We start from the raw sequence: 15,716 nt of genomic DNA on the forward strand, positions 1-15,716 counted from the left end.
ATGAAATGTGGCAATTCCGACAAATGATAAAGGGCGAAGATAGTGTTGACCCGATACAAGGAGAATTTTTTGCATCCGAAGAAATCGGCGATCTAGCTGAAATTTTAATTCGCGAAGCCATACAGAACTCCCTTGATGCCAGAGTAGATGAAACCCAGATAGCTGCGGAGATAATTATATCTTATCGATTTGCTGACTATTCTTTTTCTGATCTTCAGGCGAAAGGGATGCCTTTTGAGGGATTGGCTCCGCATCTTTTTTCTGAAAACAGCGGTCTTGATCAAAAAAATTTGCCGGCGCCGAGTGAAAAAATAGAATATTTGACAATAGAAGATTTTGGCACACGCGGATTGGGCGGAAATCCAGAATATGATGATAATCACAGTCCCGCATCTTTTGAGGGACGCGGGTTGTATGATTTCTTTTTTTTCTGGCGCAATATCGGACGATCCGGAAAAAAGGAAGGTATTGGCAGCTGGGGGCTTGGCAAACATGTTTTCTCTGCGGCATCGCGCATTAATACTTATTTCGGTTTAACTTGCCGTGTAGAAGATAGTCGGAAATTACTGATGGGAAAATCTATTTTAAAGATACATCATCGTAATGGCCGGAAATATGCGCCTTACGGATATTATGGACGGTTTAATAATGAAGAGTTTTTCGCATATCCACTGGAAGATAATCAGCAAATTTCTTCATTTACAGAGATTTTTCATATTCAACGTAGCACAGAGCCGGGGCTGTCTGTCATTATTCCGTTTCCGAAAATAGGAGTCGCCGCTCCAGGGCCTCTAGTTAATGCAATTCTCAGAGATTATTTTTACCCGATTATTCGTGATCAATTAAGAGTTCGGATTTGTTATAAGGGATGTGATGAGATTACTATAAATTTTAATACGATAAAAGCTGTTGCCCGCGAATATGTTACTTCGGATGAAGTGTTGTTGAAAACACTTGATTTAGCTATTTGGAGTGCTCAACTTCCCAGAGAAGACATTATAGTTTTAAATACATCGGATCTGAACAAGTCGCCTTCAGTTACAGATATTCAAATCCCAGAGGATGTATTAGGTGTTATCAAAAATCAACTTGAAGAAAACGGAAAAACTGCGCTGCGGATACCCATTCGAGTCAAAAAAAATGATGCAAACCCAGATCGTGGGGAATTTGATATTTGTTTTGCTCAGACCGATCTTACTCAGCGTGTGCCTGCTAAGTATATCCGGCAGGGAATTGATATAAAACGTGCGAATCCTAATAAACTTGATGTGGGTTGTATTGCACTCATAGAAGTGCATGACCCCGTTCTCGGGGGATTACTTCGAATTTCTGAGCCGCCAGCTCATGATCGATGGGAACAATGTAATAATGAAGACCTTTCAAAGCAATACGATCGAGGAAGTAAAACTATCGGATTTGTAAAGAATGCTCCACATGAGCTCTGGCGGCTGCTTTCGCGGAAAAATACTGAGCAGAATCGGAATTTTTTTAGGGATATTTTTTATCTAAATACCAACGATATTCCATCAGGAAAGCTACAAAAATCCAATGGAGAAAAAAAGAAGAAGGAGTTAGAAGAAACGGTTGATCCGCTAGAACCTTCCATCCGAATGGTGCGTACTGAAAAGATCGCTGGCCGCGATACTGGTTTTGTGGTATTGCCTGTTGAAAATGCTACTTATACGCCAAAAATTATTGTTATCAAAGCAGCATATAGAGTTCCGTCCGGCAATCATTTCAGTAAATATAGTTTATTTGATTTTCGGTTTAATAAAGCTCCGGTGAAATTAAAAACGAATGGCTCGGAAATCATTTATTGCGAAAATAATGTTCTTAAGCTGAAAGTAATAAATGAAAATTTTCGGATTGATGTAACCGGCTTCGATCCCAATCGAGATTTAGTGGTTCAAGTTGTTCCGACAAAAGAGGAGAATGATGAAAGGCAGGACTAAGAAATTTAATTATACTAACCGCATTAAAATTCTACGATCAGATCTATTGATCAGTATTGACCGTTCCTGCGCTATCCCGCGCCTCGAAGCCGATATTCACCTTAAGAATTATCGCAATAAACTTCCTGATATTGGGAAAATTTATGTTGAGGCGTACCATCGCACTCGGCTTGATCGATTCTGTTTTGGTACAGTGGGCAATCCGGTTGTTCCGAAAGAACGGAATTTACATTCATTTACCGTCACTGATTTAGAAGATATTCGCTTTCGAGTCAAGATAGTGGATGAAAGCGGGTCACATGGTCAGATTTTGGCAATGGCTGATGGAGTTGGTTCTGTTAGCGAAAGTGAACGAGATGCGAACCGACTGAGTTTGCTCGGCCTGGATTTTGAAGATTTAGGCAATCGAATCTGGAGGCTGGATCTTGAAAGAGGCGGCGGGGTGCCTTGGCTGGTTATAAATTCATCAATTCCTGATTTAGTTCGTTTTTTACATAATAACGAAATGATCTTTTGCATGATTTATCCGGAACTCGTCCGGCAAATTCTTGCCTACATATTATTATATGGTGAAGAAGATTGGTCTGTTGCGGATACAGAAGACGGAACCGATGAATGGCAATTGAATTGGCTGTGGTTTGGTCGCAAGTTGAGTGGAGAAAAATGGCCGAGACGATATCACGGTGGTGAAAAATGCAGCGCATGGATAGAAAATTGTGTAGATTGTTTCTGCCGAACCAAGAAAGTGATGGAAATGGTGCGCAAAGCGCTGGAGGTACCTGAATGAAAATGACAGTTCGGACATTTAATGCTGTTGGCATGAATAAATTTAGAAAATTCTTAGAGATGCTTCAAGATTGCGGGGATACGCCCATACCATTTGAATATCTTGAAGATATAACTTTGACTACTTCTCTTGATGGATTTTCTGAAATTGATAGAGATATAATGTTTTCTTCTCGATTGGCTGCTGGAAAATATTTCTGTGAAGTGTTGGGTGGAATCAATGCACGAGTTCGAAAAATTCCTGAATTATGGGCTTGGTTAAGTTTAGCGTATTTTGATCAGGTTTGCCCAGTTTCTACAACTGGGGTGCGCAAGCCCGGCCAAATTTGTGGATATATCCCATCATCAAAATATACAGAATACTATCGACACAAACTTTTAGGTCCATATAGTTTATTTGAACTCCATGGCGAATTCGCCTCAGCCCTTTTATCTAATCCAGTATCTATTGTTGGCGAAATCAATGAACAACTGGCATCGCGTCAAGAGATAGTTTCTAATAAGGAAATGATGAAAGCGGTTCACAAATTATATTATGATGAAGAACTACAAACGTTTAAGCGAGGGGCGACTACCCGAAAAAAAGCGGGATCTGTTGATCGATTTTGGCGTGTGAAAGAACAGCTTGATTTGACATATGACTTTTTTTCAATGACCCGAGATGATATTCTACATCTTTTCCCGAGAGAATTTGATTTGTGGTGGAAAGATGGCGCAGGGCATAATACCGATAGTTGATTTATTTGCAGGACCAGGCGGGTTGGGCGAAGGCTTTTCTTCTGAAATTTTTAGAGAAAGGCCTTTTCGTATCGGTGTCTCTGTTGAAAAAGATCCGTGTGCACGGCAAACATTATCGTTACGTGCATTTTTTCGTTATTTTAAGCACACAGGGAGATCAGTCCCTGAAGAATATTATCAATATCTCTCAGGTATTATTTCCCGTACAGAACTTGAAGAATTATATCCGGAAGAATGGAAACTTGCTTATAACGAAGCTATTTGTGCCGAGTTAGGAAATGAACATTCAGATCATCAACCTTGGATTGATAAAAAAATCACTGCTGCCATTAAAGATCACAAAGACTGGGTGTTAATTGGTGGACCGCCTTGTCAGGCATATTCCCTAATCGGGCGCAGTTGTATTTTGGGATATTTAAAAAGCGAACGAAGCGGAAAAACAAAGGCCGATTTTGAAAATGACGACAGGCATAAGCTCTATCAGCAGTATTTACGGATTATAGCGTTATACGCCCCGGCTGTTTTTGTAATGGAAAATGTTAAAGGGATTCTTTCGTCTAAATTGCATGGGAAGAAAATTTTCCCGCGAATATTAAAAGATCTTCGAGACCCTTCTGTTGCCGCAAAACAATATGGGTGGGGAAAAGTAAAACAAAATAAATACCGGATCGTCTCTTTTGTAACAGGAGAAGAGCCGTCAGAGGGATCGGAAGCGGATTTTTTGATCAAGGCAGAAAAATATGGAATTCCACAGGCACGGCACCGGGTAATTCTTTTAGGACTTCGGGAAGATATTTTTGATGCCATTCACGGGGGAATAACGCCTTTAGTAGAAAAAAACGAAATAACGATAAAGAAAGTAATTGGAAATCTTCCAAAACTGAGGAGTGGTTTTTCAAAAGGAACTGATTCCATAGAACGGTGGAAAAAATATTTTCATGATTTAAAAAAGGCGCCTTGGCTGAAATCTATTGAAAAAGAAGTCCGCGATGAATTGATTGCAGCGCTGCAAGAACTTTCCGGAAGTAATGAATCACAAGTTTATAACAGATGGGGGAAATTTCCATTAGATATACTTAATGGATGGTATACAGATCCGGAATTAAAAGGAATTTCACATCATGAAACACGAACCCACATGGATTCAGATCTTGCCCGTTATTTGTTTGTAGCGGCATATGGAAAGGCTAAAAACCGCGCACCGCATTTAAAAAATTTTCCTGATGAATTACTTCCGAAGCACAAAAACATAAGAAAAGATAATCCTGATCAAAAATTTTCTGACCGGTTTAAGGTTCAGGTTTGGGATAAACCGTCATCGACAATTACCTGCCATATTTCAAAAGATGGACATTATTTTATTCATCCTGATCCAGTACAATGCCGCAGTTTAACTGTTCGGGAAGCCGCAAGAATTCAAACTTTCCCGGATAATTATTTTTTTGAAGGCGGACGGACTCAACAATATCATCAAGTTGGTAATGCAGTTCCTCCATATCTTGCAAAGCAACTTGCAGAAGTAGTTTACGATATTTTTAAAAAATACAATACGCGTTCTACTTAGCGCAATTGAACGATTTCTCTATTTGTGACAACAGTTTTTTCCCGGTGTTTACCTGACACTCCCAAACGGTAATAACACGCCAGCCGAGTTTTTTTAATTCACGGGCATGTTTTTTATCGTTGGCGACATTGCGTTCGAATTTTTTATTCCAGAAAGCTTTATTGGTTTTCGGAGTGGTTGCATCTTTACAATTTTTATGCCGGTGCCAGAAACATCCGTGAACAAAAATAACGGTTTTATACTTCGGAAGAACGATATCCGGCTTGCCGGGAAGTGTTTTGACATTTTTACGAAAACGATAACCGGCACGGTGCAGCATGGAGCGGACGAGGATTTCCGGCTTTGTGTCGGTGCCGCGAATCCGCGACATATTCCACGAGCGTTTTTCCGGTGTTAAATGATCTGCCATAGTGAAAATTCAGCCATAAAACACATAAAAATTCACGCAAAGAAACCCGAAGAGTTTTATGGTCGGGCATAAAGACAAACAAACCGCACCGGCTTGCAGTGCGGGGTTTGCAATTTCAAACTGCTTGACTCTGCTTATATTTATTTTCCGATACAAAAACGTGAAAAAATGTTGTCGAGCAGTTCGTTGTGATAAATACGACCGGTAATCTGTCCGAGACTCTCGAGTGCAGCACGCAGATGCTCTGCCGCCGGCACAGCGGATTCTTCGCCGGCGGAAATCTGTTCGCGCGCGAGCTCGAGCTCGGTGCGCGCATTGATTAAGAGATTCCTATGACGTTCAGAAATTACGGCGTGTGCCGGCGCATTCGTTATACCGCCGAGTTTTTCGGCGATTACATCGAGCACTTTTTTTCCTGTGCCGTGAATCAACGAGGTTTCAACGGTTTTGAAATCAGACATCGGAAACCGGAAACCGGATTTTTTTTTATCGCTTTTGTTCAAGACAACAACCGTCCGCGCCGGATTGAGTGTTTCTAAATACGATTGATCCTCGCCGGCAAACGGCTGCGATAAATCGATCAGATAAAGCGTGATATCGGCGGAACCGGAATGAACGCGCGCGCGCCGGATTCCTTCCTGTTCAATCAGGCAGCCGGTTTCGCGCAGACCGGCCGTATCGAGTATACGCAGCGGAATTCCATTTAAAATGAACGCTTCCTCAATGACATCGCGCGTCGTGCCGGGAATATCGGAGACAATCGCACGGTCACGTCCAAGCAGCACATTAAACAGCGTTGATTTGCCGGCATTCGGCCGTCCCATAATAGCAACGCGTGCACCTTCGCGCAGCAGATGCCCTTCATCCCACGTTGCAAACAGTTGATCCAGCAGCATTAAATTTGCCTTCAATTTGCCGGCAAGCGCCGGAAAAACATCATCCGGCAGTTCGTCTTCCACAAAATCGAGCGTCGTTTCAATATCAGCGGCAACAGCAACCACTCCGTCATATAATTCAGTGAATTGTTTACTGAGTCCGCCTTCGAGCTGCTCAACCGCTGCTTTGGCGGCACGGTCACTGCGTGCGTGAATTAAATCAGCTACGGCTTCGGCCTGCACCAGATCCAGTTTACCGTTTAAAAATGCGCGACGTGTAAATTCGCCGGGCTCCGCCATGCGGGCACCGGCAGCGAGACAGCTGCGCAGAATTTTTTTTAGAACTACGGCGCCGCCGTGACCCTGAATTTCGATGGTATCGTCGCCGGTATAACTGCGCGGTGCACGAAAAATCAGACAAAGCGCCTCATCGATTTTTTCACCGTCCGGCGCGATAATTTTTCCGAACAGAAATGTCCCGCCGGCGGCATCCGACGGTTTTTGCGTGCCGAAAAAAATTTTATCGGCAATTTCCCAAACGCCGGTGCCGCTGACGCGCACAACACCGACGCCGCCCTCTCCCGGCGGCGTTGCGATTGCGGCAATAGTATCGTGCTGATTCATCGGCAGGGTTATATTGGAATTCTGCATCCTGATACAATAAGAGTTTCTGTTAAGAAAAGAATGGTCGGGGAAACAGGATTTGAACCTGCGACTTCTTGGTCCCAAACCAAGCGCTCTACCAGACTGAGCTAACCCTCTCACTACCACGTTGTTACAAACGGCACTACTTTTCTTTGTTGTCGTATCCGCTCCGCCTCTTTGCAGAGCTTGTGTAGCAAAATATGCGATCGTGTGTAGCAGTTTGCAAGCTGGAAATCCTGCAACCCAAAAGAAGAATCTTCGCATCCGTCGTTCACTGCGGCCAGAGGGCTATAAAAACCCTAATGCGGGCAACTCGGAAGGTTTTTAGGGTCGGTACTCTAACATCCTTATGCGCCTTTTGTCTCATCACACGATAAGAGGGAGATATATTGAACGGATACTATGACTTCAGAAACAAGTACATGTTGTTCCGTAAATGTGATCTTATCGCGAGTTACAACCGGTAAATAAACGAAATCAGTATCGCGCAGGTAACAATGCTATAAAGAAATTTGATAATTTGTGCTACGTCCGCCGCCGGAAGATATAAGAACGCCATATTCAACGAGAGCCTGTAAATCACGTGTAGCGGTAGGTTTGCTTGTTTTTGCGATCACCATATATTTTTTTGCCGACATTCCGCCCTGAAATCCATTCGAGCCTTCTTTTAGCATCCGATGTAATACTTTCAATTGTCGTTCATTGAGTTTCATGCCATTGATGCGGGTATAAAATTTTGTTTTACGTACCGCGAATTCAATCTGCGTTTCTGCCTGTTGCTGTGCGGTAATCAATGTCCTTACAAACCATTCAATCCATTCAGTGGCATTAAGCGATCGTTGTGCCTGCTTGAGTGCAGCATAGTAACCGGTACGGTCTGTTTCAATGGCTTGAGAAAGGCTGAGTAGTACCGGATATCCAAATCCTTGAGACAATGCTTTTTCCGAAAGAGCCCGCCCGATTCGTCCATTTCCATCTTCAAATGGATGAATCGATTCAAAATAGAGATGCGCAATTGCCGCCTTTACGGGGAAACTTTGTATTGTTTTATCTGTTCTATTGAACCATGAGATAAACCGTTTTATTTCCGCCGGAACGGCAGTCGATGGCGGTGCTTCAAAGTGTACTGTTTCGTTTCCGATACTGCCTGAGACAATCAACATTGGCTCTTTATGCGTTCGCCATGTGCCAACTTGAATTTTTACAGCACCTTTCATTAACATAGAATGCCAATTAAAAAGCATTTCCTTGCTTAATGGTTTTTTAAAGCTATTCCGTACGCAAACCAGTAGCTCCGCAATTCCTTCTGCTCTCTGGTCTCCTGTTTTTTCCGGTTTAGCGTGCAATCCAAGGTTTTTTTTAATTGAGGACATTACATCCGGACGGCTGAGCATTTCGCCTTCAATCGCCGCGCTTGTAAGCGCTTCCGAAACCATCAGGTCAATAATCGTTTCCGTTTTTTCCGTTTCCGGCAATGTTGATAAAAGCCCGTCTGTTCGTCCTGTTTTTTCGATAAACTTGAGTATTAAATCCTGAACTCCAGCGATTTCATAATGAAACTCAGGCCACTCTGGAAACTGCCAGTTATATTTCATGAGCCGTTTATATAAATTATTCAGCTCAAAAACAAACATAATCATGAGCCGAATAAAAGGATTAATCGGCTCATCAAATGATTGTTAGGTTATGATTTTTTCAAATATTTTGATATCATTTTGATGTATGATTTTTTTAGTGAACCACTCCACGAGCTAAAGCCCGTGGCTTCTGGTCTTCTGCATAATAGCTCCCAGTCCGGAGTATGGGTGCCATTCATCCTCGGTCTTAAAAGATTGGGGTTTTCTGGCTACGGGTTATAAAAAATTTCTAAACATCCGACAATTCGAACCATCAGAAAAATGGTGCTCTACTGAAAAAATTTGACGAGAAGACTGCATGAGCTTAAAATTAAACTTGGAACCGTTCAGGCAGACCGAGGACGTGGACTCGCTTGCAGTATATACTACAACCATGTCCATCAGATGAAAAACGGCATCATTTCGTATGCACTCGGAAGGCATCGCAACGAAGACGTTCATTTTCGAAATTTTTCTCTCTAACGTCTTCTATTTCGGTAATTCCACTTCATTTACAACCCCGGTTATAAATCCAATGAGTTTATAAGTTTTCGTACCGTCTCTTTTTCCGGCGCTTTAAACCGGTGAAACGGCTCCGAAACAAAATCGCTGCATATTCCCATCAGGTTTAAAGCCGCCTTTACACCTTTGAGGAAACTTGACCCATGTTTCCCAACGCTATACACTGTAGTACTGATTTCTATAACCTTTTCGTGCAGTGCTCTGATGATTTTTAAATCACCGGTTTTTGCCGCATTATATAGACGAACATACAGGTCCGGAAACATATTTGCACCGCCACAAACCCCGCCGCTTGCACCAAGAAGAACGCTTTCCGCCAGTAGTTCTTCCGGTCCGGTGAAAAAAGAAAAATCCGGCCGGTTTTTTAAAAGCGCCCTTACCCGATGGAAATAAACCATGTCGCCGGAACTGTCTTTCAATCCGGCAATTTTTTTAAATTGTGCCAGGTATTTTACTGTTTGCGGTTCGAGATTAATTTTTGTACAGCCCGGCATATTATAAAGAAACAGCGGCAGAGACAGTTCTTCGATCAGATGCTCTACATATTCAATCAGCTCCGCCTGCCCGGCAGTAAAATAATAAGGCGGAGCTAGCACAACGGCATCGGCACCGCAATCAGCAGCTCTTCCGGCAAGCGCCACAGATTCCGAAAATGAGGTATCAGTGATACCAACCAACACCGGTACCCGCCCGCTGATCTGCCGGCAGGCACGTGATATAATATCGTTGCGCAGCTTATAACTGAGTGCTGGCGCCTCTCCCGTAGTCCCAAGAACAAACAGCCCGTGAACACCGCCGGACAGAACATGCTCGATCAAACGCTCAAACCCCCTTGCGTCCAGCGTATCCCGATCCATCAGCGGAGTCACCAGCGGAGGAATAATCCCATTCAATGAAATTCCGTCAGCCATAATATTTTTCCTCGGAAATTATATATCAACGTGTTCGGGGGAAACCTCTTTGTAAAATCCAGCCATATTCGCCATCGAATTTTCCGCTACATATTTCCAACCGTTTAAGTATCGGATCATCGATACTTTTCATTGTTTCTAAAATTTTTATCAGCAATGCTTCTCTTGAATCAATTATTTCCGGAGAATCTGAGTGATACAGGTTAACTGTTTCATGCGGATCATTTTCCAGATCATACAGTTCATTAGGAACCGTATTTTTAAAATCGATAATCAATTTCCATTTTTTTGTACGACATGCTCGGAGGTCAGCGCCCGTTTGATTCCAGTCCCACATCCGGTACTGCATAAACAGCCCGTCTCTTTCAATAGCCTCACTATGTTGAAGTACCGGTAAAAGATTCTTTCCGCGAACAGTTATGCGTTCGGCCGGCTCTATCCCCGCAATTCCGAGAATCGTAGGAAACCAGTCGAATGTTGATATCGGATCATTAATAACGATTCCTGGGTTTTTTATGAACGGACATTTAATAACTGTCGGAACCCGTAATGAATTATCATACATATTCGGACGGTCACCGCGATTATCAGTGAGAATCCACCATCCGTTGCCCTTATGCCAGATTCCATGATGCCCTAAATTATATCCGTTATCGGACGTAAGAATGATCACCGTCTGATCATCGATCTGCTCTGTTTTCAGCAGATTTAAAATCCGGGCGAGATTCCGGTCAACCGCATGAACACTGGCCAGATATTCTTTAGTCATCCGTTTCACTCGCGGAATATCCAGTTTAGGATAATCCGGATTCGGAACTTCCGGATCAATATCTTTGAATAAATCCCAATCATCATCTTTCAACGGATGCCATGTTCTATCGCCGTCACTGGTAGTGATGTTCTGATTGACGTGGGGCTCCCAGAAATGCAATGAAACAAGAAACGGGGCATCAGCCCGTTTTTTTATAAAATCGATCGCATAATCTGTGATGAGATCAGAGCTGTACCCGGATGCAGTAACATTGACTCCGTCAATTTCCATTTCCGGGTTTAAAGAAATTCCGGCGCCTGAACGCCAGCCTTTGAATTCATCATAGCCGCATTTTGTCGGGTGAAAACAATCGGCCTCGCCCAGATGCCATTTGCCGAACAGTGCGGTTTGATACCCATGATCCCGCAATTCTCTCACCCAGGTTTGGGTTGCTTCTCCAACGCCTAAATCATCATGAATATCAGTACACAAATAATCCGTAAGACCGGTTTCTGTACTATACAGCCCGGTTAACAGACAGCTTCGTGCCGGACTGCACACCGGCGATGCGGTAAAACAATTCGAAAATAAAGCGCCTTCTTTGGCTAAAGAATCAATCGTCGGCACTTTTGCATCCGGATGCCGATCAGGACCGCATACCCACGGTGCCATATCATCGGCCACAATAAAAATTATGTTCCACGGTTTCATTTCATAAACTCTAAGGGAGGCGTTTTGTTCCCATTAATTTTCCGAGAACCGGATTCATTGCTTTTGCCCATATTTCATATCCGGCAGAACTCAGATGAACTAAATCCGGCATTATTTCCGGAGTTACGCGATTCTTCCGGTCAACAAGCTCACTGTTGATATCCAGATAAAACACATGTTTTCCGTCCGCCATTTCCGCTGCAATCCGGCTGGCCTCCTCATTTTTTCTGCGCTGATCATTATATTCTGCCGGCGCCGGAAGCTGTTCGCGCTGCGCAAATGTCCCGCGTGGAAAAATCGACAGTAGCAGAATCTTTGTTTCAGGAATACGGGCGCGAAGTTCTGAAACCACTGCAATAATACCATCCGCGATTTCCTCCGCAGTATGAGTATCCCCGTTGGAATTATTTGTCCCGATCATGACAACAGCGGCTTTCGGAGAAATTCTGTCCAATTCACCGTTTTTTAACCGCCACAGCACATGCTGAGTTCCATCCCCGCCGACACCGAGATTGGCGGCATTCAGCGGCTTATAATAACGATCCCAAACCGTTTTCCCGGCGCTATACCAACGTTCAGTGATTGAATCGCCGACAAAAATCAGCTCCGGTTTATTTTCAATTTCTTTCAGAATCGTCTCATGCCGCGCGCCCCATCCGCTCTTATCAAACCGTGAACGGGGAATAACCGTGGCCGGCGGGAACAGATCAATCATAAACAGCTGAACCGGTGCACCGGCAGCACTGCGGTTCCCGAAAACAAGCTGGTCGCCATGTGACCAATAAACAAATGCCGGATTATATTCCTCCTTGGCGGTCAACCGTTCTGAACCGCCGGCGGACAGATATGTTACAAAAACCGACCCGTCGCACAAATACGCAATCTTTTTTCCCGATGCATGAACACTGACCGTTCCGAAAACATCCGCTTCATGCGCGGTAATCTGCGAAACTTCACCGGAACCTGTTTTTACAGAATAGATCTGATTAATTCCGGCAGTATCTTCCGCCTGAAAAAACACTGCACTGCCGTCCGGTGTACTGCTGAGCCAGAAACGCGGACGCGCTGTTATTTTCAACAACCCGGGCTTTGAAAAATCAGTGAGTTCCCGAACGGCCGCACCGGCAGGCGGAAACGGCAGTTCTGTTTCTGTTCCGGCAAGCGGGCGGCCGGAATTCTGCGGTTCGATTTTTTCCGGAACATCTACCAGAAAAATATCCGTAACCGATGTTCCATCGGTTGCGATATGATTCCCCTTAAACGCGATTGCGCGACGTCCATCCGGCCATTCGACCCAGCAGTTTTCGTAAGCGCGCGAAAGTTCACCGGAGCCCGGAACAGGATTTTCTTTTACCGGAACTAATAATAAACTGAACCATTTTCCATTATGATTCTCCGGATGTTCATCAACTGTTATCTGCCGCCCTGCAACAGAAACTCCGACGGTTCGTAAATCCGGTGATACCAGCATGTCATTATATGTAAAGGCGATCCGCTGCCCGTCTTTACTGAACTGGTGGCAATGCGTTCCACCGCGCAGCGCGCCGGCTGAAAAAGGTGCGATGATGTCACGCGCATCCGGAATAAAAGCAGTGCCTGTTTTATTCACAATCATTGCGCTGCGCCGCCAGAATTCATATTTCCGTTCCGCAGACGCATTATGCGGGCCGTAAATAAAAATAACCGATCCATTTTCTCCGTAACTGGCAGTGCCGCAGCCCGGCCCGAACTCAGTCTGATTCGTTATTGCAAATAATACTTCATTTCTGCCGGATTTTACATGAGTCCGTTTTACAACATCATTCAAATGATTCGGACCGCACGTGTAAACGATCCATTCATCATCCGGTGACCACGGATTATATGGGCCGAGCAAATGACTGTCGTTATCAAATGTTATCTGACGAATCGATATATCTGAAGAGAACGCTGCGCTCCAAAACATCCATACAATAATGAAAATATTCCACATATTAGCTTTCATATTTCATGTCTCAAAAAAGCATCTCTCCATAAAAGGCCGCACAGTCCTGTTTTTTAATTTCATCTCCATAATAAATTGTTCACATCACTTTCTGAAAACAATCACTGCGCTCTGCTGATTATTCTCTAACGGAATATTAATTCCCTGCTCCATCAGTACACCGCCGGAAAATGACGATTGATCTTTTTCGATGAAATAATCTGCCGTTGAATCTAAAGCCTGAAGCAGCAGCTTTCGACTTTCGCCTGACAGATTATAATAGAATACAATAACCGTTTTCCGATCCGCAGAAATGTATTGCACTGCCGAACTGTTTTTCTCACGGATGTCAATCAGCCGGTACATATCGCCGGCTGTAATCACCGGGCGTATCTGTTTATAAAATTTGACCTGCCGGGCAATATCTTTGAGTTCATCTTCATTCGATTTACAAAGATCGAGCTCATAACCGAAATTGCCGGACATCGCAACATCTCTGCGCAATTTTAATGAAGTAACCCGTCCGGTCTGATGATTCGGAACGGATGAAACATGAGCGCACATTGTAACCGGCGGATAAACAAGTGCTGTTCCTTTTTGAATTTCAAGCCGGCTGATAGCGTCTGTATTATCACTTGTCCAGACCTGCGGCATATAATAGAGCATTCCAGGATCATACCGCCCGCCACCGCCGCAACAGCTTTCAAATAATATATCGGGAAACGCCGCCGTAATTCGCTCAAGAACAGCGTATAATCCTAAAACGTAGCGATGAGATAATTCGCCGGGCGGACAGCTGCCGGATGAACCGAGATTGAATAAACTGCGGTTCATATCCCACTTCACATAATTAATCAGTCCGCAGCTGAAAACCTCCGATAACACATCAACGACATAATCCTGTATTTCTGTTCGTGATAAATCCAGTACCAGTTGATTCCGTCCGAATTTTAACGGACGTTCCGGAATATGAATGCACCAGTCAGGGTGCTTTGTATACAACTCGCTTTCCACCGAGATCATTTCCGGTTCAACCCACAGCCCGAATCCCGTTCCGATTCGGTGAATTTGCTGTGCCAGCCCGTCAATTCCCTCAGGAATTTTTTCTTTATCAACAAACCAGTCACCCAATGAAGATGTGGTATCATTCCTTTTTCCAAACCAGCCGTCATCCAGCACCGTTAATTCAATTCCAACTTTCTGTGCTATGCCGGCAAGTTTGATAATGTCATCCGATTTAAACTTGAAATACATTGCCTCCCATGAATTCACAAGTATGGGACGTTCTTTTGATTTATAATGTCCGCGACAAAGGTTATTGCGATAAAGCCGGTGAAATGTACGACTCATTTCTCCCAGGCCACTGCTGGAATACACCATCACGGCTTCCGGTGTCTGAAAACCCTCTCCCGGCTGAAGCGTCCAGTCAAATACGTATGGATTAATCCCGATCTGAGCACGCAGTAACCCGGATGGAATCACTTCAATCTCACCGGAAAAGCTTCCGCTGTATACCAGGTTAAAAGCATACACAGCGCCGGATGTCTCTGTCACATGCGGGTCCAGCAATGCAAAAAACGGATTTTGCCGATGTGAGCTCTGCCCTTTTCTACTCTGCAGAATTTTTGTCCCGCAATTCAGTGGCTCGACGGTGATGTGCCGTTCGGAGGCCCATCCGCCGGTGAGATGGAGCAATTGAAAATCAGTCGAAGAAAAATCCACAGAACAGCTCATCGCCTTATTTAACCGGACCGGATCTGTCCCTGAATTTTCAAATCTCACAGAACGGACAATTACATTCAACTGCGAAAACACTGTATATTGTAATATAACATTCAGATTCAAAACGGCATCCTGTGCATAAATAAACAGTGTATCTGCTTCACTATCATCATTCACATATACAGCAGGCAGTCCGGGAAGCGACGGTTTCCCCGAAACAACCCTGTGATCTTTATATTGAAGCATAGAAGAAAAATATCCGGCACTGGAAATAATTTCATATGCCGGCGTCCGGAAATCACCGTTATCCGGCAATGAATATTCCTGCGGTAAAACGTCCAGTGAAATACCCGGACGGTGCTGCGGATAATATCCGCGCGCGAGAAGCGGTTTTTTTAATTCCTCCTGATAATTTTCAGGCAGTGTTCCGCCCCAAAAAAAATGACCGATCTCTCCGCCGTTCAGGATGTGAATTGCATAAACCGAACTGTGTCCGGACAGAATAAACATTCTGTCCGTGCTGTTAAATTGAATTGGCATGAAACTCCTTA

At 44.0% G+C, this 15,716-nt stretch carries 11 protein-coding genes; 4 read left to right on the plus strand and 7 right to left on the minus strand.

Features of this window, described 5'->3' with window-relative positions; genetic code table 11:
* The first annotated feature begins 23 nt into the window (after positions 1-23).
* The 4 genes from WC959_09105 to WC959_09120 are packed head-to-tail and all read left to right on the plus strand — an operon-like array spanning position 24 to position 5,040.
* Entirely contained in the window at positions 24-1,952 is a 1,929-nt protein-coding gene (locus WC959_09105; GenBank protein MFA5689289.1) for a hypothetical protein, read from the plus strand.
* Positions 1,933-2,739, plus strand: coding sequence for a hypothetical protein (locus WC959_09110; protein ID MFA5689290.1), 807 nt, complete (start codon positions 1,933-1,935; stop codon positions 2,737-2,739). The genes WC959_09105 and WC959_09110 overlap by 20 nt, the downstream gene beginning before the upstream one ends.
* Positions 2,736-3,476, plus strand: a complete 741-nt coding sequence (locus tag WC959_09115; GenBank protein ID MFA5689291.1) for a hypothetical protein — start codon at positions 2,736-2,738, stop codon at positions 3,474-3,476. Before WC959_09110 ends, WC959_09115 begins: the two co-directional genes overlap by 4 nt.
* Complete coding sequence (locus WC959_09120) at positions 3,448-5,040, plus strand: DNA cytosine methyltransferase (GenBank protein MFA5689292.1); 1,593 nt, start codon at positions 3,448-3,450, stop codon at positions 5,038-5,040. Before WC959_09115 ends, WC959_09120 begins: the two co-directional genes overlap by 29 nt.
* Here WC959_09120 and WC959_09125 read toward each other — a convergent pair.
* The 7 genes from WC959_09125 to WC959_09155 form a co-directional block, all read right to left on the minus strand.
* Positions 5,033-5,449, minus strand: coding sequence for a very short patch repair endonuclease (locus WC959_09125; GenBank protein MFA5689293.1), 417 nt, complete (start codon positions 5,447-5,449; stop codon positions 5,033-5,035). The genes WC959_09120 and WC959_09125 overlap by 8 nt on opposite strands.
* A 140-nt stretch (positions 5,450-5,589) precedes the next feature.
* A complete protein-coding gene (mnmE, locus tag WC959_09130) occupies positions 5,590-6,975 on the minus strand; it encodes a tRNA uridine-5-carboxymethylaminomethyl(34) synthesis GTPase MnmE (protein ID MFA5689294.1) in 1,386 nt (461 codons plus the stop codon).
* Positions 6,976-7,469: 494 nt separating this feature from the next.
* Positions 7,470-8,603, minus strand: a complete 1,134-nt coding sequence (locus WC959_09135) for a Fic family protein (protein ID MFA5689295.1) — start codon at positions 8,601-8,603, stop codon at positions 7,470-7,472.
* 506 nt (positions 8,604-9,109) lie between these two features.
* Positions 9,110-10,018: a dihydrodipicolinate synthase family protein gene (locus WC959_09140; protein ID MFA5689296.1), complete on the minus strand. Its 909-nt coding sequence runs from the start codon at positions 10,016-10,018 to the stop codon at positions 9,110-9,112.
* Positions 10,019-10,043: 25 nt separating this feature from the next.
* The gene (locus WC959_09145; GenBank protein ID MFA5689297.1) at positions 10,044-11,480 is read right to left on the minus strand and encodes a sulfatase-like hydrolase/transferase; all 1,437 of its coding nucleotides are present in this window, start codon (positions 11,478-11,480) and stop codon (positions 10,044-10,046) included.
* A gap of 10 nt (positions 11,481-11,490) precedes the next feature.
* On the minus strand, positions 11,491-13,464 hold the full coding sequence (locus WC959_09150) for a DUF3748 domain-containing protein (GenBank protein MFA5689298.1): 1,974 nt from the start codon (positions 13,462-13,464) through the stop codon (positions 11,491-11,493).
* A gap of 84 nt (positions 13,465-13,548) precedes the next feature.
* Complete coding sequence (locus tag WC959_09155; protein MFA5689299.1) at positions 13,549-15,705, minus strand: alpha-galactosidase; 2,157 nt, start codon at positions 15,703-15,705, stop codon at positions 13,549-13,551.
* Between the last annotated feature and the right edge of the window lie 11 nt (positions 15,706-15,716).

The sequence above is a fragment of the Kiritimatiellales bacterium genome (genome assembly GCA_041656295.1).
Lineage (GTDB): Bacteria > Verrucomicrobiota > Kiritimatiellia > Kiritimatiellales > Tichowtungiaceae > Tichowtungia.